Source organism: Paracoccus sp. (in: a-proteobacteria) (assembly GCF_046289755.1).
Lineage (GTDB): Bacteria > Pseudomonadota > Alphaproteobacteria > Rhodobacterales > Rhodobacteraceae > Paracoccus.
Genome location: NZ_JBKBVD010000003.1, coordinates 39,833 through 59,273 on the forward strand (window position 1 = coordinate 39,833; position 19,441 = coordinate 59,273).

At 70.6% G+C, this 19,441-nt stretch carries 16 protein-coding genes; 10 read left to right on the forward strand and 6 right to left on the reverse strand.

What is annotated here, in order from left to right; translation table 11 throughout:
* Positions 1-9 precede the first annotated feature (9 nt).
* Positions 10-1,626, reverse strand: coding sequence for a S8 family serine peptidase (locus ACK41U_RS01690; RefSeq protein ID WP_409674976.1), 1,617 nt, complete (start codon positions 1,624-1,626; stop codon positions 10-12).
* Positions 1,627-1,898: 272 nt separating this feature from the next.
* On the opposite strand from ACK41U_RS01690, the gene ACK41U_RS01695 reads away from it, so the two are divergent.
* Genes ACK41U_RS01695 through ACK41U_RS01710 form a run of 4 tightly spaced genes read left to right on the forward strand, consistent with a single transcriptional unit; the run spans position 1,899 to position 6,602 of the window.
* Entirely contained in the window at positions 1,899-3,416 is a 1,518-nt protein-coding gene (locus tag ACK41U_RS01695; RefSeq protein ID WP_409674979.1) for an ABC transporter substrate-binding protein, read from the forward strand.
* Entirely contained in the window at positions 3,413-4,348 is a 936-nt protein-coding gene (locus ACK41U_RS01700) for an ABC transporter permease (RefSeq protein ID WP_409674981.1), read from the forward strand. The genes ACK41U_RS01695 and ACK41U_RS01700 overlap by 4 nt, the downstream gene beginning before the upstream one ends.
* Positions 4,345-5,169 (forward strand): ABC transporter permease, encoded by an 825-nt coding sequence (locus ACK41U_RS01705; RefSeq protein ID WP_409674984.1) that lies wholly within the window; start codon positions 4,345-4,347, stop codon positions 5,167-5,169. The genes ACK41U_RS01700 and ACK41U_RS01705 overlap by 4 nt, the downstream gene beginning before the upstream one ends.
* Positions 5,166-6,602, forward strand: a complete 1,437-nt coding sequence (locus ACK41U_RS01710; protein WP_409674988.1) for an ABC transporter ATP-binding protein — start codon at positions 5,166-5,168, stop codon at positions 6,600-6,602. The genes ACK41U_RS01705 and ACK41U_RS01710 overlap by 4 nt, the downstream gene beginning before the upstream one ends.
* A gap of 62 nt (positions 6,603-6,664) precedes the next feature.
* On the opposite strand, the gene ACK41U_RS01715 is transcribed toward ACK41U_RS01710, so the two are convergent.
* From ACK41U_RS01715 to ACK41U_RS01730, 4 genes are read right to left on the reverse strand one after another with little or no spacing between them, the layout of a single operon-like run.
* Complete coding sequence (locus ACK41U_RS01715; RefSeq protein WP_409674991.1) at positions 6,665-7,723, reverse strand: DUF1513 domain-containing protein; 1,059 nt, start codon at positions 7,721-7,723, stop codon at positions 6,665-6,667.
* A complete protein-coding gene (locus tag ACK41U_RS01720) occupies positions 7,723-8,700 on the reverse strand; it encodes an imelysin family protein (RefSeq protein ID WP_409674994.1) in 978 nt (325 codons plus the stop codon). Before ACK41U_RS01720 ends, ACK41U_RS01715 begins: the two co-directional genes overlap by 1 nt.
* A complete protein-coding gene (locus tag ACK41U_RS01725) occupies positions 8,700-10,250 on the reverse strand; it encodes a di-heme oxidoredictase family protein (protein WP_409674997.1) in 1,551 nt (516 codons plus the stop codon). The genes ACK41U_RS01720 and ACK41U_RS01725 overlap by 1 nt, the downstream gene beginning before the upstream one ends.
* A 3-nt stretch (positions 10,251-10,253) precedes the next feature.
* Entirely contained in the window at positions 10,254-11,537 is a 1,284-nt protein-coding gene (locus ACK41U_RS01730) for an imelysin family protein (RefSeq protein ID WP_409675000.1), read from the reverse strand.
* A 216-nt stretch (positions 11,538-11,753) separates the two neighbouring features.
* Between ACK41U_RS01730 and ACK41U_RS01735 the strand changes: the two genes are divergently transcribed.
* The 6 genes from ACK41U_RS01735 to ACK41U_RS01760 are packed head-to-tail and all read left to right on the forward strand — an operon-like array spanning position 11,754 to position 17,700.
* Positions 11,754-12,887, forward strand: a complete 1,134-nt coding sequence (locus ACK41U_RS01735; RefSeq protein ID WP_409675003.1) for an ABC transporter permease — start codon at positions 11,754-11,756, stop codon at positions 12,885-12,887.
* A 4-nt stretch (positions 12,888-12,891) separates the two neighbouring features.
* Positions 12,892-13,614, forward strand: a complete 723-nt coding sequence (locus ACK41U_RS01740; RefSeq protein ID WP_409675006.1) for an ABC transporter ATP-binding protein — start codon at positions 12,892-12,894, stop codon at positions 13,612-13,614.
* A complete protein-coding gene (locus ACK41U_RS01745) occupies positions 13,614-14,558 on the forward strand; it encodes an efflux RND transporter periplasmic adaptor subunit (RefSeq protein ID WP_409675009.1) in 945 nt (314 codons plus the stop codon). Before ACK41U_RS01740 ends, ACK41U_RS01745 begins: the two co-directional genes overlap by 1 nt.
* Positions 14,555-15,892: a TolC family protein gene (locus tag ACK41U_RS01750; protein ID WP_409675012.1), complete on the forward strand. Its 1,338-nt coding sequence runs from the start codon at positions 14,555-14,557 to the stop codon at positions 15,890-15,892. The genes ACK41U_RS01745 and ACK41U_RS01750 overlap by 4 nt, the downstream gene beginning before the upstream one ends.
* A 6-nt stretch (positions 15,893-15,898) precedes the next feature.
* Positions 15,899-16,585 (forward strand): response regulator transcription factor, encoded by a 687-nt coding sequence (locus ACK41U_RS01755; protein ID WP_409675015.1) that lies wholly within the window; start codon positions 15,899-15,901, stop codon positions 16,583-16,585.
* On the forward strand, positions 16,582-17,700 hold the full coding sequence (locus tag ACK41U_RS01760; RefSeq protein ID WP_409675018.1) for a sensor histidine kinase: 1,119 nt from the start codon (positions 16,582-16,584) through the stop codon (positions 17,698-17,700). Before ACK41U_RS01755 ends, ACK41U_RS01760 begins: the two co-directional genes overlap by 4 nt.
* Before the next feature lie 34 nt (positions 17,701-17,734).
* Here the strand turns inward: ACK41U_RS01760 and ACK41U_RS01765 are convergent, their stop codons facing one another.
* Complete coding sequence (locus ACK41U_RS01765; RefSeq protein WP_409675021.1) at positions 17,735-19,402, reverse strand: GMC oxidoreductase; 1,668 nt, start codon at positions 19,400-19,402, stop codon at positions 17,735-17,737.
* Between the last annotated feature and the right edge of the window lie 39 nt (positions 19,403-19,441).

Consider the following 19,441-nt stretch of genomic DNA (forward strand, 5'->3'; position numbering starts at 1 on the left):
CGCGCGCCCTCAGAAGGCCCGCACCAGCGCCCGCAGCGCCGGCCGGTCGGCGATCACCGCGCGCAGCTCGTCCGAAGGCTCATCGGGGCGCAACACCGCCTCGGGGGCCAGCGCCTCCAGCCCGTCCTCGACCACGCGCCGCCGCGCGCCCGCGCGATAGGACAGCCACAGCAACTCGCCCGCAAAGGGCGCGACGGCGGGGCCATAGTCATCCAGCGCCTCGGGCCGTTCCAGCGCCAGATGGCTGACGAGGATGGCCGAGGTCGGCTCGACCCCTTCGGGCGGCAGGGCGGCGTCGGGCAGTGCCTCATGTGCCCCGGCCCCCGCAGGCAGGGCGGCGGCCAGCAGGCGTTCGGCATCCATCACCCCGGCGCCCAGATTGCGCGCGCCGTTCCAGACCGCGGGCGGGGTCAGCCCGCCGACCGCGCAGCGCACGAACATCGCCTGCACCGTGGTGCCCCGTGCATCGGCCACCGCCTTCAGCGCCGCCCGCCCGCCGTGCCGGGCCACCCACAGCGCCGCGCAGCCCGCCGTCAGCGACGTCGCCAGCGTCGTCCCCTGCGAGGCGCGGATGCCGTTGTCGGGATCTGCCGCCCGGTTCTTGGCGGCGCCCCAGACATTCTCGCCGAAATTCGACAGCGTGACCTGCGCGCCGCGCCCGGTCTTGGGCCATGGCGTCAGATCCTGCCGCAGCGCCGCCACCGCCGTACACAGGCCCTGCGCCGCATAGGCTGCGGGAAACACGACCGAGGGCCAGCAGTTTCCGGCCGCGCAGACGATCACCACCCCTGCCGCCACCGCCTCGCGCAGCGCCCGTTCGGTCGCGGCGACGCGGGTGGGGCCGCCAAGCGCCATGGCGATCACCGCCGCGCCCGAGCGGACCGCATGGGTGATCGCGACCGGGATCGTGGTCTGCCGGAAGCTGACGACCGAGCGGATCGCCCGGATCGGCAGCACATCCGCCTCGGGTGCGGCCCCGGTGATCGCCCCCGGCCCGCCCGTCGCGCCCGAGGCATCCGCCGTCCCGCGCGAGGCGATGACCGAACAGACCAGCGTGCCATGCCCGGGATTGGTCATCAGCCCGGTGCTGAAACGGTCGCGGGCATCGGTGCCGCCCTCGACAAGGTTCAGCTGGCCGTGACTGCGGATGACGCCGTTCAGCTCCTGATGCGAGGAATATCCGGTGTCGATCACCGCCACCAGACTGCCCTTGCCGCGCGTCTGCGCCCAGGCCTGCGGTGTCCGGAGGCGCGGATGCACCCAGCCGAAGGGGCGCAGATTGACGCGCGGCGTCTCGCACAGGCTGATGAAGCTTTCGGTCTCATCCGCCCCCAGCGCGGCCGCGCCGTACAGCCCATCCTCCAGCACCGGGTTTGCCTCGCTTGCGCCGACCGCCTCTGACAGCGCGCGGGCAAAGGCAAAGGCCTGCGGCTCGCGCCCGCGCGCCTCCAGCCCGGGGAAGGTGGCAAAGTGAAAGCGGTCGGTCTCGCCACCAAAGGCCGGGGCGACCGTGACCGGCCTGCCGGGCATCGCCACGGCGATCCGGGCGGCCACCTCGTCCGGCGGCAATGGCGCCGCAAAGACCAGTTCGACGATCAGCGATGCGTCGCCGGACGCACCGGGCATGACGGTCTGTGCGGGGGTTGGGGCGCAAAGGGCCGCGTAACGCTCACTCAGCATACCGGAACTCCGACAGAAAACTGCGGATAATGAGCCTTTAATATCACATTATTGCGCGCTGACAAAGTCCGACGATGGCGGATCACCGTCAGGCCGGTGTCACCCCGACGCGCATGCCCCGGTGACGGGGCAGACAGCAGAATTGCGGACAGCAAACGGTCTTGCGTCACATAGTTATGTTATCTAATAACGCACTGCCCATCATTGAGGATCACCCCATGCTCTCCAGACTTCTCGCCTCTGTGGCGCTCGCGGCGGCCCTGACATCGGCTGCCGAAGCCCGCGACGGGTCCGTCGACGTCGTCGCCCCGTTCGAGATCAAGGGCGCGGACCCGTCCACCTCGGGCAATGTGTTCATCAAGATGGATGTGGGCGAGACCCTCGTGAACACCGATGCCGGGGGGCAGCTGATGCCGGGTCTGGCGACCGGGTGGCAGGTCTCGGAGGACGGGCTGGAATGGCGGTTTCAGCTGCGCGAGGGGGTGATGTTCCATGATGGCAGCCCGATGACGGCAGATGCGGTCGCCGCGGCGCTGAACGTGGCCCGGTCCCGGCCCGGCCTGCTGGAAACCGCACCGATCACCGCGATCGTTGCGGACACCGGGGATCAGGAAGCCGGGGATCTGGTGGTGCGGCTGTCCGAGCCCTTTGCGCCGCTGCCGGCCTTCATGTCGGAATACCGCTCGATCATCCTTGCACCCTCGGCCTATGACGCGGCCGGAAATGTCACCGAGGTGACCGGCACGGGCGCCTACCGGGTGACCCGGATGGACGCGCCCTTGCGGCTGGAGGTCGCGGCCTTTGACGGCTACTGGGGCGGCGCCCCCGCCATCGACCGCGCCACCTATCAGGCCGTGGGCCGGGCCGAGACCCGCGCCCTGCTGGCCGAAAGCGGCGACGCGGATTACGTCTTCAACCTCGATCCGGCCTCGATCCGGCGCCTGTCTTCGGTGGACAGCCTCGATGTGCTGTCGGTGCCGACGCCGCGTTCGCTGCTGCTCAAGGTCAATGCCGGGCATCCGGCGCTGAACCAGGCCGAGGCCCGCCGCGCCCTGTCGCTGGCCATCGACCGCGAGGGTCTGGCGCTGGCGATCCTGCGCTATCCGGCGGGTGCCGACCAGATCCTGCCCCCGTCCATCGGCGAATGGCATTCCGACACGGTCGAACCGCTGACCTATGACCCCGCCGCCGCCGCCGGGCTGCTGGCGGGGCTGGGATGGGTGCCGGGACCGGACGGCATCCTGACCCGCGAGGGCACGCGTTTCAGCCTGACGCTGACCACCTATCCCGACCGCCCGGAACTGCCGCTGAGCGCCGCCGTGCTGCAGCAGATGTTTGCCGAGATCGGCGTCGAGGTGACCATCGACTCGACCAACTCGTCCGAGGTGCCGGTGCGCCATGCTGACGGCACGCTGGATATTGCGCTGTTCGCCCGCAATTTTGCGCTGGTGCCCGATCCGCTCGGGACATTCCTGACCGATTACGCGCCGGGCGGCGACTGGGGCGCGATGGGCTGGAACAGTGCCGAATTCACCGGCCTGATCCGTGACCTGTCACAGGGCCGGGGCGGGCAAGAGGCCCGCGACCGCGCCATCGCGATCCTTCAGGACGAACTGCCGGTCATTCCGGTCGCGTGGTATCAGCAGACCGCCGCCGTCTCGAAGGGGATCATCGGCGCGGTGATCGACCCCTACGAGCGGACGATCGGCCTGAAAGACATGCGGTGGGCGGAATGACCGGCGCGATCGGATACCGGCTGGCTCAGGCCGTGATGGTGGCCGGTCTGGTCGGCATCCTGACATTTCTGATGATGCAGGCGCTGCCGGGCGACATGGCCTTTCGCATCGCCGCCGGGCGCTATGGCTATGACATGGTCAATGCCGATGCGGCGGCGGCGGTACGGGCCGAACTGGGTCTGGACCGCCCCGCGCTTGAGGCCTTCGGGCACTGGTTCATGGACCTGTTGCGGCTGGATTTCGGCACCTCGGTCATCTCGGGCGCGCCGGTCATCGACGAGATCCGCCACCAGCTGGGCGCCAGCCTGCAGCTGGCCGGGGCCGCGTTGCTGCTGTCGCTGCTGATGGGGCCACCGCTTGGCGTCATCGCGGGGCTGCGTGCGGGGGGCTGGTTCGACCGGGCGCTGCTGGTCGTGTCGACCGCGCTGCGCTCGGTGCCGCAATTCCTGATGGGGCTGCTGCTGATCGTGCTGGTCTCGGTCCAGCTGGGCTGGCTGCCCGCTGCCGGATACGGGCGGCCCGTGCATTTCATCCTGCCCGCCCTGACGCTGGCGCTGGGGCTGGCCGCCGTCTCGGCGCGGATCACGCGGGACGCGATGGCCGGCGTGGCCTCCAGCGCGTTCTATGCCTTTGGCCGCTGGAAGGGCCTGTCCGAGGGGCAGATGTTCCGCCGCCACGGGCTGCGCAATATCGGCGTGACGCTGGTGACCTTTCTCGGCCTGCAATTCGCCATGCTGATCGAAGGCGTGGTGGTGATCGAGGCGATCTTCAACTGGCCCGGCATCGGCCACGCGCTGGTCCACGCCATCTTTGGCCGCGATGTGCCGATGGTGCAGGGCACCGCGCTGCTGCTGGGGCTGGGCTTTGTCGCGCTGAACGCGCTGGTCGATCTGATCGCCTGGTGGATCGACCCCAGAGGGGTGCGGACATGAGCGCGGTGACAACCGATCTGCCGCTGACCGCCCGGCGCGGCTGGACGCGGGTGCAATGGGCCGGTGCGGCGATCCTGCTGGCGGTGCTGGCCTTCGCGATCCTTGCCCCGCTGCTGTTTTCCGTCGATCCGCTGCGCCAGAGCCTGCGCCACACGCTGGCCGGTCCTGACGCGACCGCGCCGTTCGGCTATGACCATCTGGGCCGCTCGCTGATGGCGCGGCTGGCGGCGGCGCTGCGCCTGTCGCTGCTGATCGCGGCGGCGGCAGTGGTGACCTCGGCGCTGCTGGGCGTGGCCGTGGGGATGCTGGCGGCCTGGCGCGGCGGCTGGGTCGACCGGCTGATGACGCTGCTGGCCGACAGCTTTCTGGCCCTGCCCGGTCTGCTGATGGTGCTGATCGTGCTGGCCATCGTCCCCTCGACCCCGCTGGCCTTCTGGATCGGCCTGACGCTGGTGCTGTGGATCGAGTATTTCCGCCTGACCCGCGCCACCGTGCGGCGCCTGATCGCGGCGCCGGGGGTGCAGGCCTCGCTGCTGCTGGGGTTCGGGCCGCTGTACATCTTCCGCCGTCACCTGTGGCCGGATCTGGCGCCGGTGCTGCTGACCGTTGCGGCCTTTGGCGCCGCCACCGCGATCATGACCATCGCCGCACTGGGCTTTGTCAGCGTCGGCATGCGCCCGCCCACCCCCGAACTGGGGCTGATGATGGTCGAACTGCTGCCCTATTACCGCGAGGCGCCGATGGCCCTGCTGATCCCCGTCATTGCCACCTTCCTGACCCTGCTGGGTCTGAACCTGATCGCCGGAGGCCGCCGCGCATGACCATTCTGCTGACAGCCCGCGACATCTCGGTCCATGCCGGTCGCCGGACGCTGGTCGCGCCCGTCTCGATCACCCTGCAGGCCGGGCGGCCCTTTACCATTCTGGGCGAAACCGGGTCGGGCAAAAGCCTGCTGGCACAGGCGATCATCGGCACCCTGCCCAAGGGGCTGCGCGCGTCAGGGCGGGTGGTGCTGGACGGCCATGACCTTGACCTGTCGCAGCCGGGGCAGCACCGGGCGCTGTGGGGGCGCGTGATCGGCGTGCTGCCGCAAGAGCCGTGGCTGTCGCTGGACCCGCTGATGACGGCGCGCGCGCAGGTGGCCGAAGGGCACGCGCTTGTCCGCGGCCTCGGGCGGGCCGATGCCGCCGCCGCCGCCGACCGCGATCTGGCCGAACTGGACCTGCGGGGCGCGGGCGACCGCCGCCCCGGTCAGCTGTCGGGCGGTATGGCGCAGCGGGTGGCCTTTGCGGCGGCCCGCACCGGCGGCGCCCGGATCGTGGTCGCGGACGAGCCGACCAAGGGGCTGGATGTCGCCCGGCGCGACGATGTCATCGCGCTGCTGATGCGCGAGGTCGACAAGGGCGGCGGGTTGCTGACCATCACCCATGATCTGGAACTGGCCCGCCGCATGGGCGGCGATCTGGCCGTGGTGCTGGAGGGCCGCGTGATCGAGCAGGGCCCCGCAGATCAGGTCCTGTCGCAGCCGCAGCACACCTATACCCGCCGTCTGATCGCCGCCGACCCCTCGGCCTGGCCGCAACGGCCACAGCGCCCGCCACGGGGCACGCCCGTGCTGCAGGCCCGGGGGCTGGGCGTCTCACGCGGCGGCAGGCCGCTGTTCGCGGGGCTGGACCTGACGCTTCACCCCGGCGAGATCATCGGCATCGCCGGTCCAAGCGGCTGCGGCAAGTCAACGCTTGGCGATCTGCTGCTGGGGCTTGCGTGCCCCGATGCCGGGCAGATCACCCGCGCCGACGGCATTGCAAAGGTGCGCTTTCAGAAGCTGTATCAGGACCCGCCAAGCGCGTTTCCGCATCAGGTCACGCTGGGTCGGGCGCTGGACGATCTGGTGCGGCGGCACCGGCTGGACGGCACGGTCATTCCGCCCCTGATGGAGCGGCTGCGCCTGTCGCCGGTCCTGCTGACGCGGCGCCCGACCGAGGTGTCGGGCGGCGAGCTGCAGCGCCTTGCGCTGCTGCGGGTGCTGCTGCTGGACCCGGTCTTTCTGTTCGCGGACGAGCCCACCTCGCGGCTGGACCTGATCACGCAGGCCGAGGTGACGCAGCTTCTGGCCGAGACCGCGCGCGACACAGGAATGGCATTGCTGCTGGTCAGCCACGACGCCCGGCTGATCGCAAAGACGGCCGATCGCAGCCTGCGGCTTGGCGACAGCCTGCCAGAGACCGCGCATCAGGCCCGGCGCGCGTCCTGACGGACAGCGGCATCAGCCGGGCCGGGCTGCGTCGGGCCGGGCTGCGTCGGGTCAGGGCCGCCTCAGGACAGGGCGATCAGATGGTTGTCCCATGCGGGGCCGCCGCGGCGCTGCGGGCGCAGCCCCGCCGCGTCGCAGGACCAGACCACGCCGCTGCCATCGGTGACCAGAAAGCCCCGGCCCGACATGGCGACGCCGCAGGCATCCGCGCGCGGATGGGTGGCCAGATGGCGTCCGTCGGGCGCGTGGATCATCACCACCCCGCCGCGCGGCGATGTCAGCGCGATCAGACCCTGCGCCGTCATCGCGACGGACCCGGCATAGCCCTGCATCCGCAGCGCCTCGGACGCGGGGGGCGGGCACAGGACCGGCGCGCTGCCCGGATGCCACAGCCCCAGCAAGGGCACCGGCTCGAACGGATCACCCTCCCATTGCATGGCAAAGGCCACCACCCCGCCGGGACCCGCGGCCAGATGCCGGATGGAATTGCGGTGCAGATCCGCGGGCAGTCCGGCCTGCGCCGAGATCCGGCCCTCGGGGGTCAGCCGGGTCAGGTTGGGCCGCATGCGGTCGAGGTTCAGCTTGCTGCGGTCGGCCGGATCGGCGGCAATGCCGCCATTGGCGACGATCAGCCCGCCATCCGCCTGACGCAACAGATCATGCGGCCCCACCCCGCCCGAGGACCATTCGCCGATCCGCGTGAAGTCCCCGGTCTGCCACAGGCCGATCCGCCCCCGGGATGTGCTGGCGATCACCTCGGAGGTATACAGCACCCGGCCATCGGCGGAGAAGACGCCGTGCCCGCTGAACTGGCGGCCCTCGGGCGGGGTCAGGCGGTGGAGGACGCGGCCCGTCAGGCAGTCCAGAACCAGCGCGAACCTGCCGGGGCGGCGGGCAAAGGCCACGGCCAGCGGCTGGTCGGGATGGGCGGCGGCGGCATGCCCCCGGTCCGGCAGATCGACCGAAAAGAGGCTTTCGCCCGTATCGGTCAACCCGTGCAGCACATAGCGATCACCCTGCCTGCCGGCGGACAGGCAGGCGGGGCTGCCCAGATCGGCCCAGACCGGTTTCGGCACCGACAGGGCGGCCAGACCCGCCAGAAACAGACGCCGTGTCGTCATCAGTCCCCGTCCATCGCATTGAAACCCACGCTGACGCCCAGAGCCGGACCAAGCTCGGCCACTGCGGTGTCGCGCACAGCCTCGACGGCCTGTTGCACGATCTGGACCTTCAGCCATCCCTGAGGGGTCGCGGTCCCGGCCAGAACCGGGTCGGGCAGCGCCTCGGCCAGCGCGATCGCCCGGTCCAGCGCCGCCTGCGTGCGGGGCGCCTGCCCGGACAGGGCGGCCACCATCCCGCGCAGGGCGCGCAGCGACAGCGTCACATTGCGCAGGCTGCGCCCCGAGGCGCGCGCCTCGGCGCGTTCGGGCGCGGGACGGTCGAAACTGCCCAAAGGGCGCCCCAGCCGCTGATCCTTCACAAAGTCCAGGCCCGTCACGATCTGGGTGAACAGCATCTGTCGCGGCTCGGCCGGGTTCAGAAAGCGGGTATTTCCCGCAGCCCCCGGATGGCGCAGCAACGGGCCGAATTCACTGCGCCAGCCGTCCTCCAGCTCGGCTGCCAGCCGCGCCAGATCGGCGGTGGTGGCCCGGATCAGCGGGCAGGTGTCCGCAGGCCAGGGCGTCGCGGGAAACAGCAGCCGCTCCAACCCGGTCAGGCCGCGCGCGGCGACGGATTGCCGGGCAAAGGCCGCCGGGCCAAGCGCCCCGGCATCGCCATCAATCAGGGCACGCTGCACCCTGAGGCCCAGACCCTTGGGGTCGGGCCAATAGGCAATGGCAAGGCCGCGCCCCTCGTCCTCGACCGGGCCGGTGCGGATGTGCTGCACCCCCATCCAGTCGTCATAGGCGGCATGAAACAGGGGGATCAGCCGCGCGGGCGCACAGCTGTCGCGGGCCGCCGCCGCCAGCCGGGCGGTGCTGGCGGCAAATGCCGCGTGCCGGGGCAGGATATGGCGGTCGATCACCTCGGCGGTGTCGGCAGAGGCGGTCTGCGCCGCCACCACCAGCAGCATCAGGATCAGACGGAGCAGCGGCATCACAAACTCTCCAGAAAGGCAATCAGCGCCTCGCGATCGGCGGTGGGCAGGGCGGCGGCGGCATCGCGGGCGGGCCCGGCCTCGCCGCCATGCCACAGGATCGCCTCCAGCAGGTTGCGCGCCCGCCCGTCATGCAGGAACTGGCTGTGACCGCTGACCGTCTGCGTCATCCCGATGCCCCAGAGCGGCGGCGTGCGCCATTCGCGGCCCGTCGCGCGGCCCTCGGGGCGGTTGTCGGCCACACCCTCGCCCATGTCGTGCAGCAGCAGGTCGGTATAGGGCCAGATCAGCTGAAAGCTCTGTTCCGGGCGGTCGGCCAGCCGATGGGTGACATGTTTCGGCGTGTGGCACCCGGCGCAGCCAAGCGTGTGGAACACCGCCTTGCCGCGCAGCACGCGGGGATCGCCGACCCCGCGGCGCTCGGGCACGCCCAGATTGCGGGAATAGAAGGCCACCAGATCGAGGCTTGCGCCATCCACCTCCAGCCCGTCGCGCAGGCCCGCGTCCTGCCCGTGCGGCGCCGCGATGCAGGTGGGTTGGCGGTCGGTGCAATCGCCCGAGGGTCCGGGATGCAGCGGGTTCGACAGGCCCATATCGCCGGAAAAGGCGGCGGCTGACTGCTCCAGCACCGTGGGCTTGCCCGCTTTCAGCCCAAAGCGCCCCAACATCGGCACCCCGTGGCGCGCCGACATGACGATCTGCGCCCGCCCCGAAATGCCGTCGCCATCGGCATCGTCCGGATCGGCGCGCGCCAGAATATCGGCCGCCGGGATCGCCTCCAGCAGGCCCAGCCCGATCATCTGCGGCGCGACGCGGGGCGAGATCATCAGATCGGGCGACAGCGGCCCATAGCCCGGTTGGCCGATCGCATAGACCGGCGCACGCAACGACACCCCGGTGCCATCCGCCAGCGTCACGGTCTGTTCGGTATAGCTGACCTCCATCCGCCCCTCGGCGGGCAGGCCGAATGTGGCGAAATCCTGCAGCTGGCCGCCATAGACGGGGTCGGGGCTGGTCGCCAGCCAGTCCGCGATCCCCTGCGGCGCCGTCCCGCCCGGCACCGACAGGCGCAGGAACATCGACACGCGCGCGTCCCGCTCATCAGCAGGCGGATGGCCGCGCCCGTCCTTGAGATGGCAATCCTGACAGGCCCGCGCATTGTAGAGCGGCCCCAGCCCGTCCGAGGCCAGCGTCGATGCGGGCGAGGCCACCCACATCTTGCGAAACAGCGCATTGCCCAGCTTGAAGTCCATCTCTTGCGCAAAGGCCATATTGGCCGACGCCTGACTGAAGGCATCCGCCGTGTCCCGCGCGCGCACGGTCGCCGCGCCACCGGGATTGGCCTCGAAAGGCTCGGGCTGCGTGAAATCGGCCGGAGGCGCCAGAATGGCGGCGATGCGCTCCCGCTCGGCCTGCGTGCGGGGGATCACCGACAGATGCGGATCATCCAGCGGCTGACCCCATGCGGGGCCGAGGGCTGACCCCGTCAGACCGCCCAGAAGGGCCAGCACCAGCCCGCAACCCCGCCCCCGATGCCCGCGCATCCGCATCGCCTACTGAAAGACCGCCGTGGGGTTGTCGAGACTGTCCGAGCCTTCCAGCGCGATCCCCGACAGGCCAAGCGCTGTCACGGCACGCTCGATCGAGGCGGTCTGGGTGACCAGCGCATCGACCGCCGCCATGACCAGCGCCTCGCCTTGGGCATTGCCCGGCGCCAGCATCTGGTCATAGGCCATGCCGCCCTCGGCGGCGGCCTTGACCGAAGCCAGCCGGTCGACCGAGGCATCCAGCTCATTGCGCAGCTGCGCGTCGACAGCCGCATCCTGTGCCGCGACCAGCGCCGACAGCGACGGGCCTGTCATCCGGGTGCCATCGGTGCGGACATACTGGCCCAGATAGACGTTCCGGATGCCCATCCCGTCGTAATAATGGCTGTTATGGGTGTTGTCGGAAAAGCAGTCATGCTCTTCCTCGGGGTCGTTCAGCATCAGGCCCAGCTTCATCCGCTCTCCCGCCAGTTCGCCATAGGACAGGCTGCCCATGCCGGTCAGCATCGCCATCAGCCCCGCCTGCGGATCGGCAAGCACGGCCTGACGCCCGGCGCCGCCCTCATCCCATGCCGCGACCATCTCTTCGAGGTCGGCAATCAGCAGGTCGGTCGCGGCCATCAGATAGGCGGCCCTGCGATCGCAATGGCCGCCGGTGCAGCCATCGCCCTGAACATAATCGGTATAGGGACGGTCGCCGGCCCCCGGCCCGGTGCCGTTCAGATCCTGCCCCCACAGCAGAAATTCGATCGCGTGATAGCCCGAGGCGACATTCGCCTCGATCCCGTCGGCCTCGTGCAGGGTTCCGGCGATCAGCTCGGGCGTGATCTGCGTCGCATCGACCTCGACCCCCGACAGCGTGAACTGCGGCGTCGCGATGACATTCAGCGCCGCCAGGTCGTTTTCCTCGTTCGGCGCCGAGCCCGGGGCGACATAGTCGATCAGCCCCTCGTCCAGCGGCCAGGCATTCACCCGCCCCTCCCAGTCATCGACCACGGGGTTGCCGAAGCGGAACACCTCGGTCTGCTGATAGGGCACGCGCGCCTCAAGCCAGGCGGCGCGCGCGGCGGTCAGCCTCTGCCCGGACGGGTCCGCGATCAGCGCGGCCACCGCCTCGCGCAAGCGGCGGGCGGTCAGCAGGCTGTCGGCATACCCGGCATGGGCGATGTCGGCATAATGCGCGGTCACGCTGGACGGGTCGGCGGCAGGATCGGCAGCCGGATCGGCGGCAAGCGCGGGCAAGGCCACCAGCGCGGTCGACAAGAGGGCAAGGGCAAGGCGGCGTTTCATCGGCATATCTCTCCGGGGGCAGATGCGAAAGGTCGACCGCTTGGTCTGCGCAGGCAGGCCCCGGGCCGGTGACCGGATTTAGAGCCGTCTGATCGCGCTTGTAAAGTTGATAATTTGTGTCGGAATTAAACAGCCGGATCGCCGTGGCCGGGCCGTCGCGATCAAATCACGACACGGTCTCCATTCTTTCTCCACACCTGTCTGCCACAAGGGCTTATGACAAATCTTGCACTCAAATCCGTTCTGCATGGCTGGCGGCGTTATCTTCCGGTGGTGATCGCCGTGGGGATTTCGGGGCTGATGATGGTGGTTCAGGCGGCGCTGGCGATGGGGGCGTTTTCGCTGTCCGCCGCGCCGATCCGTCAAAGTCAGGCCGATCTGTGGATCGGGCCTGCCGATGCCGTGGCGCTGGATCAGAGCCGGGGCCTGAGCCAGCTGGCCGTGGGGCGGCTGTGGCTGGACCCCGACATCACCCGGATCGAGGCCTATGCGACGCCCGACTATGTCAGCATCGGCGACAATGACGAGACCGGCCAGATGGGCGTCGTGCTGGGGCTGCAGACGGGGGACGGGGCGATGCTGCTGGCCCGCGCCATCCCGGCCCCGCTGCGCCAGCGGCTGACCCAGCCGGGCAGCGTCGTTCTGGACCGATCCGATGCGCGCAAGCTGGGGCTGGCGGTGGGCGACCGGGTGCGGGTCAACCGCCAGAGCCTGCAGGTGGCCGGGCTGGCCGAGGGGGTGCGGGCGATGTTCGGCACGCAGTTGATCGCCTCGGATCTGACCGCGCGCGAGGTGATGCAGGGCGGATCAGGGGGCGGCAACGCGGCCTTTTATCTGGCCCGCCTGCGCCCCGGAGCCGACCCACAGACCGTCGCCGCGCGTCTGTCCGAGGTCATCCCGGTGCCGGAATACCGCGTCTGGATGCCGGATGATCTGGCGGCCTCGACGGTGCGGTCCTGGGCGCTGGAATCGGGGGCGGGCACGCTGTTTCTGGCGTCATCGGCGATTGCTCTGGTCATCACGCTGATGGTGGTCAGCCAGACGCTTGGCGCCGCCGTGGCAGGTGCCATGCGCGAATATGCGGCGCTGCGGGCCTATGGCATCAGCTTCCGGTCGGTGCAGGGCGTGGTGATGAAACAGGGGCTGTATGTCAGCGCGGGCGCGCTGGCGCTGACGGCGGTGGCATCCGCGCTGGTGCTGTGGGTGCTGCATCAGCGCGGCGTGGCCTCGGACCTGCCGCCCGCGCTGGCGGCGGGCGTGGCGGCGGGTCTGGCGCTGACGGTGGTGATCTCGAACCTGTTTGCGCTGCGCCGGTTGCGCCGCGCCGATCCCGCATCGCTGCTGAGGTAGGGCCATGAAACACGATACCGTTCTGAGCGTTCTGTCGGGCGCCGTTCTGTCGGGCACGGGCCTGTCGAAACGCTTCGGCAAGGGGGCAAAGGCCGTGCAGATCCTGCAGGATCTGGACATTGCCCTGCCGCGCGGCGCGCTGTCGCTGGTCAAGGGGCCGTCGGGCTGCGGCAAGTCCACGCTGCTGGCGATTCTGGCCGGGCTGACCGCGCCCGATGCGGGCCGGGTCGACGCGCTTGGCCAGCCCTTGTGGGCGCTGCGCCCCGCCGCCCGCGATGCCTTCCGGCTGCGCCATATGGGGTTCGTGTTCCAGGGCTCGATCCTGTTTCCCGCCCTGCGCGCGCATGAACAGATCGAACTGGTGCTGGGCCATATGGGCATCCCTGCCGCCCTTGCCCGCGCCCGCGCCATGGCCGCGCTGGAGGATGTGGGCCTTGGCCCCCGCGCCCATCTGCGCCCCGACGCGCTGTCGGGCGGCGAGAAGCAGCGCGTGGCCATCGCCTGCGCGCTGGCCAAGCAGCCGCAGCTGATCTTTGCGGACGAGCCGACCAGCGCGCTGGACACGGAAAACAGCGATCTGGTCAGCCGCCATCTGCGGCGTCTGGCCACTGACCACGGGGTGACGGTGATCTGCGTCACCCATGACGACCGGCTCAGCCCCTGGGCCGACCGGATTTATCACATGCGGGCCGGCCGGATCGACCGCATCCAGATGAAAGCTCCCTGATGAAACGTGTGTTTATGCTGTGCCTGTTCGCGATCTTTCTGCTGGGCACCTTCTTTTCCCCGCAGCCCGGGCGCACGCAGGAGGCCGACGGGGTGCCGGGCGCGCCCCTGGCCGGACAGTCCCAGGAGGCGGCGTCCCAATGGGTCGCCGTCGCGCGCGGCGTGGTCGAACCGACCGGCGGGCTGATGCGGCTGGCCGCGCAGCGCGAGGGGTTGATCGAGGCCGTCATGGTGAATGAGGGCGATCACGTCACCAAGGGGCAGGAACTGGCGCGTCTGACCGACAAGGCGGCACAGGTCCAGATCGGCATCGCGACCGCCGAACTGGACCAGAGCCGCACACAAGAGGTTCTGGCCCGCCTCCGCGCCGAGGCCGCCCAGGCCGAGGCCGACCGGATCGCCCCTCTGGCCCGCGCCGACGCCCTGCCCCGCCGCCAGGTCGACGAGGCCACCCGCGCCGCCCGCATCGCCGCGATCGAACTGGACATCGCCGGTCAGGCCGTCCTGCTGGCACAGGAACGGCTGAAGGTGCAGCAGGCCGACGCGGACGCCCATATCGTGCGTGCGCCCGTCGATGGGGTGATCGTGCGCAGCACGGCCCGGCCCGGCGACGGGACCTCGACCAGCACGGTGACCGAGATGTTCCTGCTGGCCCCGGACGGCCCGCTGGTGCTGAAGGCACAGCTGGACGAACAATTCGTGGGGCTGGTCGATCCCGGCCAGCGGGCCGAGATCCTGCGCGAACGCGACGACGGCTCGCGCCTGACCGGCACGGTGATCCGCGTCGCCCCGGTCTTTGGCAGTCTGGTCGCGGCCCAGCCCGGTCAGGCCGGACGCGGCGACGAGGCGCGCACTCTGGAAATTTCCGTCCGGCTGGACGGACCCGACGACCAGATCAGGCAGCTGGTTCTGGGGCAACGCCTGATTGCAAGGATCTCGGAATGAACCGTTTGTCCACCCTGACGCTGGCCGCCGCGCTGCTGTTGTCCGCTTGCGCCGCCATCCCCGAACTGGACGGCCAGCCGGTCGCGGCCGTGCGCGCCGCCGATCTGCACCGCGCAGACGCCCCGGTCTGGGGGCTGGATTTCAACGATCCGGCCCTGCGCCGGATGCTGGCCGAGGCCGATCGCGCGGGGCTTGACGCAGCCTCCGCCCGTGCGCGGTTCCGCGCCGCCGATCTGGCTCTGGATCAGGCGCGCGCCGATGCGGGCCCTGGGGTCAGCGCGGGCGCCGCAGCCGACCGCGCCGGGCTGTCCGCGACCGGCGCGCTGCGCTATGAGCCCGACCTTGCGGGGCGCTTTGACGCCGCCCTCCGTGCGGCCCTGCTGGAGCATTCGGCCAGCGGGCTGGACCTGCTGATGGCGCGCCGGACCCTGGCGCGCGAGGTCACGCAGGGCTGGGTCGCGCTGGCCGAGGCCCGCGCTGATGCCGCCCGCGCCAGCAGCGACATCGCGGCCGAGGACCGCGCCCTGACCCTGTTGCGCCTGCGCCGCGACGCGGGCGAGATCACCGGCGCCGATCTGGCCGGGCGCGAGCAGGCCCTGATCCGCGCCCGCAGCGAGGCCGCCAGCGCCTCGGGCCGCGTGGCTTTGGCCGAGGCGCGGCTGCGCGCGCTTGGCGTGGCCTCCATCCCGTCCGCCATCGCGTTGAAATCGGCGGCGCGCCCGGCGGTGCCTGCCCGCACCGATCTGGCGGCCACGCAGGCGGTGGTGCCGGTCTGCGCCGCATGGCTGCGGTTTCGCGCCTCGGACGCCACCCGCGCCGAGGCGCTGGCCGCCGCGCGCCCGCGTCTGGTGGTGACCTCGTCGCTGGCGGCCACGGCCAAAACGCTGGCCGGGCTGATCGCGGGCAATGCGGCGGCGGTGACGAACGCGGTCCGGGTCGAGGGCGCGCTGCTGGACAATGGCCAGTCGCGCCGCACGGTCGACCGCGCGCGGCTGTCGGTGGCGCAGGCGGAAATCGACTGGCTGCGCGCCCGCAACCGCGCCGATCTGGATGCGCTGGAGGCCGTGACCGCGCGCCAGTCCGCCGAGGCGGGGCTGGACGCCGCCCTGTCGGGATGGCGCAATGCCGACGGCGATCTGAGCCGCGTGCGCGCGCGCCAGACCGCCGGGCTGGCCGATGCGCTGGAACTGGCCGAGGCGGAACGCAGCGTGGCACTGGCCCAACGCGACGTGGACCGCGCCCGCGCCGAGACGTTCCGCGCGGCCGCCGCCCTGCATGACGCCTTGCCTCCGGCGGTGCCGGGATGCATCCCTGTCCCTGCGCAACCGCTCTGAGGCCCCATGGACGACCCCAACGCCCTGATCCTGATCGTCGAGGACGAGCCCGAAATCGCGCTGATCCTGTCGCGCTATCTGGAGGCTGCGGGCTATCGCACCCTGACTGCGCGCGACGGCGATCAGGCGCTGATGCTGACGGCGACGCTGCGGCCCGACCTGATGCTGCTGGATCTGAATATCCCGCGCCGCGACGGGTTCGGGGTGCTGTCCAGCCTGCGGGGCCGGGACGATGCGCTGCCGGTGATCGTGGTCAGCGCCCTGTCCGAGGATGTCGACAAGCTGTCCGCCTTGCGGATCGGCGCCGATGACTATGTCACCAAGCCCTTCAACCCGCGCGAGGTCGTGGCCCGCGTGGGCGCGGTCCTGCGCCGCATCCGGCCACAGGGGGCGGGGGGCCTGCGGCAGGGGAACCTGCTGCTGGACCCGGTGGCGCGGCGGGTCAGCGCGGATGGCCGCGACGCGGGCCTGACCGACAGCGAATACCGCCTGCTGGCGGTGCTGATGGGGCAACCCGGCCGCGCCTTCAGCCGGGCCGAGCTGCTGGACGCCGGGCTGGAGGACAGCGACGCGCTGGAACGCACGATCGACAGCCACATCTCGCATCTGCGCACCAAGCTGGCTGCGGTGGGGGCGCAGGCGCGCGTCGTGAACCTGCGCGGCTTCGGCTATCGTCTGGACCCCGCGCCATGAACCGCCTGTCCAGCTATCTGTTCCGCGCGGCGGGCCTGTCGGTGCTGGTCGCGGTGGGGGTGATGTTCGGTGTGGTCATGCTGGCCGACTGGTGGAATTTCCGCGCCTTCGAGGCCAGCCTGTCGCCCGATCTTCTGGCCCAGTTGAACGACGACCGGCGGCCGGGGATCGAGCTGTCCAACGCGCTGAACGCCTTCTATACCAGCTGGCAGGTCCGCGCGGTCATGCCCGGGGCAGTGCTGCTGGGCACGATCGCGGGTGGTCTGGTCGGCATGGTCCACAGCCGCCGCCTGATGCGCCCGCTGGATGCCGTGGCCGCCGCGCTGGCGGATCTGGCGCGCGGCCAGACCGACGCGCGGGCCGTCTGCCGCCCCAGCCGGATCGCCGAAATGGACGCGTTCACGCGCAATTTCAACGCCATGGCCGAGGGGGTCGAACGCGCCGAACGCGAGCTGCGCGAGACGAACGCCGCCATCGCCCATGAACTCCGCACGCCTCTGACCGTGCTGATCGGGCGGCTGAACGGCATGGCCGACGGCATCTTTCCGATGGACGAGGCCAGCCTGCGCGCGCTGCTGACGCAGACGGGCCAGCTGCACCGGATCATCGACGACCTGAACCTGCTGACGCTGGCCGATGCCGGGCGATTTCACCTGCATCCCGAGCCGATGGATCTGGCCCATCTGGTGGCCGAGGCCCTTGCGACCGAACCGGACGATATCGAGACCGATCTGCGCCCCGCCCCGCTGGAAGCCGATCCGGCGCGGCTGCGGCAGATGCTGGCGGTGCTGCTGGACAATGCCCGCCGCTATGCCGGTGGCCGCGGGCTGCGGGTCGAGACAGGAACGGACGGCGCCATGGCAGTCCTGCGCGTGATGGATCGCGGCCCCGGCCTGACGCCCGATCAGGCGGCGCGGGCCTTTGACCGGTTCTGGCGCGCCGAGGCCTCGCGCGGCACCGAGGGCGGCGGCAGCGGGCTGGGGCTGGCCGTGCTGCGCAGTCTGGCCGAGGCCCATGGCGGCACCATCCGCCATGATCCCCGCCCCGGCGGCGGCGCCGTCTTCAGCCTGCGCATTCCCGTACCGCCCGGGCCAGAGGCCACCGGATCATCCTGATCGCCCGCGCCAGCGCCGGTGACATGCAGGCAGGTCAGGCGCGGTCTGACGGGTCACCCTCCCTGATCCTGCGGGCCAGATTGCGGCAGGCGCGCACGGTCAGCGCCATTGACGTCAGCGTCGTGCCCCAGACCCCGCTTGTGGCAAAGGCCGCAGCGTCCGTGATCAGGACATTCGGTGCGTCCCAGCATTGGTTCGTGTCGTTCAGCACCGAGACCTGCGGCGTGCGTCCCATCCGCGCGCCACCGGATTCGTGAATCGCGGCCCCCATGATCATGGTTTTTCTGAACCACAGACGGAACAGCGTGCGGCTGAGCCAGTCCGCGTCGGGATAGGCGCCGCGCCCGAATTCGCGCAGACCACGCGGTGAGCCGATGAACTCGAACGCGACGCCGGTTTCGCGCGCGATGTCCAGCAATGTCTCTTCCTGCGTCTCCAGCGTCGCCATGTCCTGTGACGAGGGGACGCAGCGGATATGCGGGACCGCCATGCCCCAGGCGTCGCGCCTGCGCGGATCCAGCGTGACGGCGTTGTCCCGGTCTGGCATCATCTGCCCGAAGCCAAAGAAGCTGGTGCGCGACGGGCCGCCGGGGGCGGCGGGAAACCGCCCGATCGAGCCCTGATAGTTGAACTGGTTCGCGGCCTGCCCGTCGCGCCCGACAAACCGGGTGACCAGAATGCCGCCCGAGGCGCCGTAAAACGGGTCCGGCGGGGCGGATCTGTCCTCGAACGCCCCGCGCGACCTTTCATAGCTGCCAACCGCAAGGCAGGGCATCTGATCCATGAAGTAGCGCCCCAGAAGGCCGGAACTGTTGCCGATGCCGCCGGGATGCGCGGGGCCTGCCGAGTTCAGCATCAGCCGCACGCTTTCAATCGCCGATGCACACAGCACGACAGACCGTGCGGCACAGGTCTGTGTCGCGTGGCTCAGGCGGTCGATGATCTCAACGCCTGTGGCCCGGCCTGACTGCGGATCGGTCAGCACCCGGCGCGCGATGGCATCATGGCGCACGGTCAGCCGGCCCGTGGCCATCGCCGCCCGCAGTGGTGAGGGCCTGCGCTGCGGCTCTGGTGCGATATAGCGCCAGGACACCACCGGACGATCCGGGCAGCGCGCGCGCATGTCGGCCCGGAACTGCTGTTCCGGCGGGGTCAGCCAGGACGCATGGGCGTACCGGCCATCCGGCAGGGTCGGCACGCGATCGGTCTGACCATAGAGGCCGAGAAACGCTTCGACCTCGTCATAAAACGGCGCCAGATCGGCATAGCTGACCGGCCAGTCCACCCCCTGTCCGGTCCGCGACCGCAGCCTGAAATCGTCGTCGGTCCAGCGCAGCAAGGCCCGCCCGAACGTGTGCATCCGCCCGCCCGCCTGCCGCCCGCGGATCCACAGATAGGGCGCGTCCTTCGGCGTCGTGTAGGGGTTCTTGCGGTCATTGATGTAAAAATGCCCAAGCCTTTCCGAAAAGAACGCGGCGCGGGCCTGAACGGCCTGCCCCCTCAGCGTCGCGCGCGCGCGTTCCCAGATATTGATGTCCGAGGCGGGGCCGGTCTTGCGGTCGGGGTCGAAATCGGCGTCGGTGATGTCGGGCCCTGCCTCCAGCAACAGCACGCGCAGGCCCTGCCCGGTCAGCTCTTTCGCCGCGAAAGAGCCGTTGGGGCCGGAACCGACGACAATCGCGTCGTATATGTCTTCAGTCATGGGGTCTTCCGAATGTCGTTCTGCCGGTCTGTACCGGGT

What these genes read in the sequence shown, in the direction of transcription:
- ACK41U_RS01690 (WP_409674976.1), bottom strand. Translation starts at nt 1,626, where the DNA reads ATGCCCGGTGCGTCCGGCGACGCATCGCTGATCGTCGAACTGGTCTTT.
- ACK41U_RS01695 (WP_409674979.1), top strand. Translation starts at nt 1,899, where the DNA reads ATGCTCTCCAGACTTCTCGCCTCTGTGGCGCTCGCGGCGGCCCTGACA.
- ACK41U_RS01700 (WP_409674981.1), top strand. Translation starts at nt 3,413, where the DNA reads ATGACCGGCGCGATCGGATACCGGCTGGCTCAGGCCGTGATGGTGGCC.
- ACK41U_RS01705 (WP_409674984.1), top strand. Translation starts at nt 4,345, where the DNA reads ATGAGCGCGGTGACAACCGATCTGCCGCTGACCGCCCGGCGCGGCTGG.
- ACK41U_RS01710 (WP_409674988.1), top strand. Translation starts at nt 5,166, where the DNA reads ATGACCATTCTGCTGACAGCCCGCGACATCTCGGTCCATGCCGGTCGC.
- ACK41U_RS01715 (WP_409674991.1), bottom strand. Translation starts at nt 7,723, where the DNA reads ATGACGACACGGCGTCTGTTTCTGGCGGGTCTGGCCGCCCTGTCGGTG.
- ACK41U_RS01720 (WP_409674994.1), bottom strand. Translation starts at nt 8,700, where the DNA reads ATGCCGCTGCTCCGTCTGATCCTGATGCTGCTGGTGGTGGCGGCGCAG.
- ACK41U_RS01725 (WP_409674997.1), bottom strand. Translation starts at nt 10,250, where the DNA reads ATGCGGATGCGCGGGCATCGGGGGCGGGGTTGCGGGCTGGTGCTGGCC.
- ACK41U_RS01730 (WP_409675000.1), bottom strand. Translation starts at nt 11,537, where the DNA reads ATGAAACGCCGCCTTGCCCTTGCCCTCTTGTCGACCGCGCTGGTGGCC.
- ACK41U_RS01735 (WP_409675003.1), top strand. Translation starts at nt 11,754, where the DNA reads ATGACAAATCTTGCACTCAAATCCGTTCTGCATGGCTGGCGGCGTTAT.
- ACK41U_RS01740 (WP_409675006.1), top strand. Translation starts at nt 12,892, where the DNA reads ATGAAACACGATACCGTTCTGAGCGTTCTGTCGGGCGCCGTTCTGTCG.
- ACK41U_RS01745 (WP_409675009.1), top strand. Translation starts at nt 13,614, where the DNA reads ATGAAACGTGTGTTTATGCTGTGCCTGTTCGCGATCTTTCTGCTGGGC.
- ACK41U_RS01750 (WP_409675012.1), top strand. Translation starts at nt 14,555, where the DNA reads ATGAACCGTTTGTCCACCCTGACGCTGGCCGCCGCGCTGCTGTTGTCC.
- ACK41U_RS01755 (WP_409675015.1), top strand. Translation starts at nt 15,899, where the DNA reads ATGGACGACCCCAACGCCCTGATCCTGATCGTCGAGGACGAGCCCGAA.
- ACK41U_RS01760 (WP_409675018.1), top strand. Translation starts at nt 16,582, where the DNA reads ATGAACCGCCTGTCCAGCTATCTGTTCCGCGCGGCGGGCCTGTCGGTG.
- ACK41U_RS01765 (WP_409675021.1), bottom strand. Translation starts at nt 19,402, where the DNA reads ATGACTGAAGACATATACGACGCGATTGTCGTCGGTTCCGGCCCCAAC.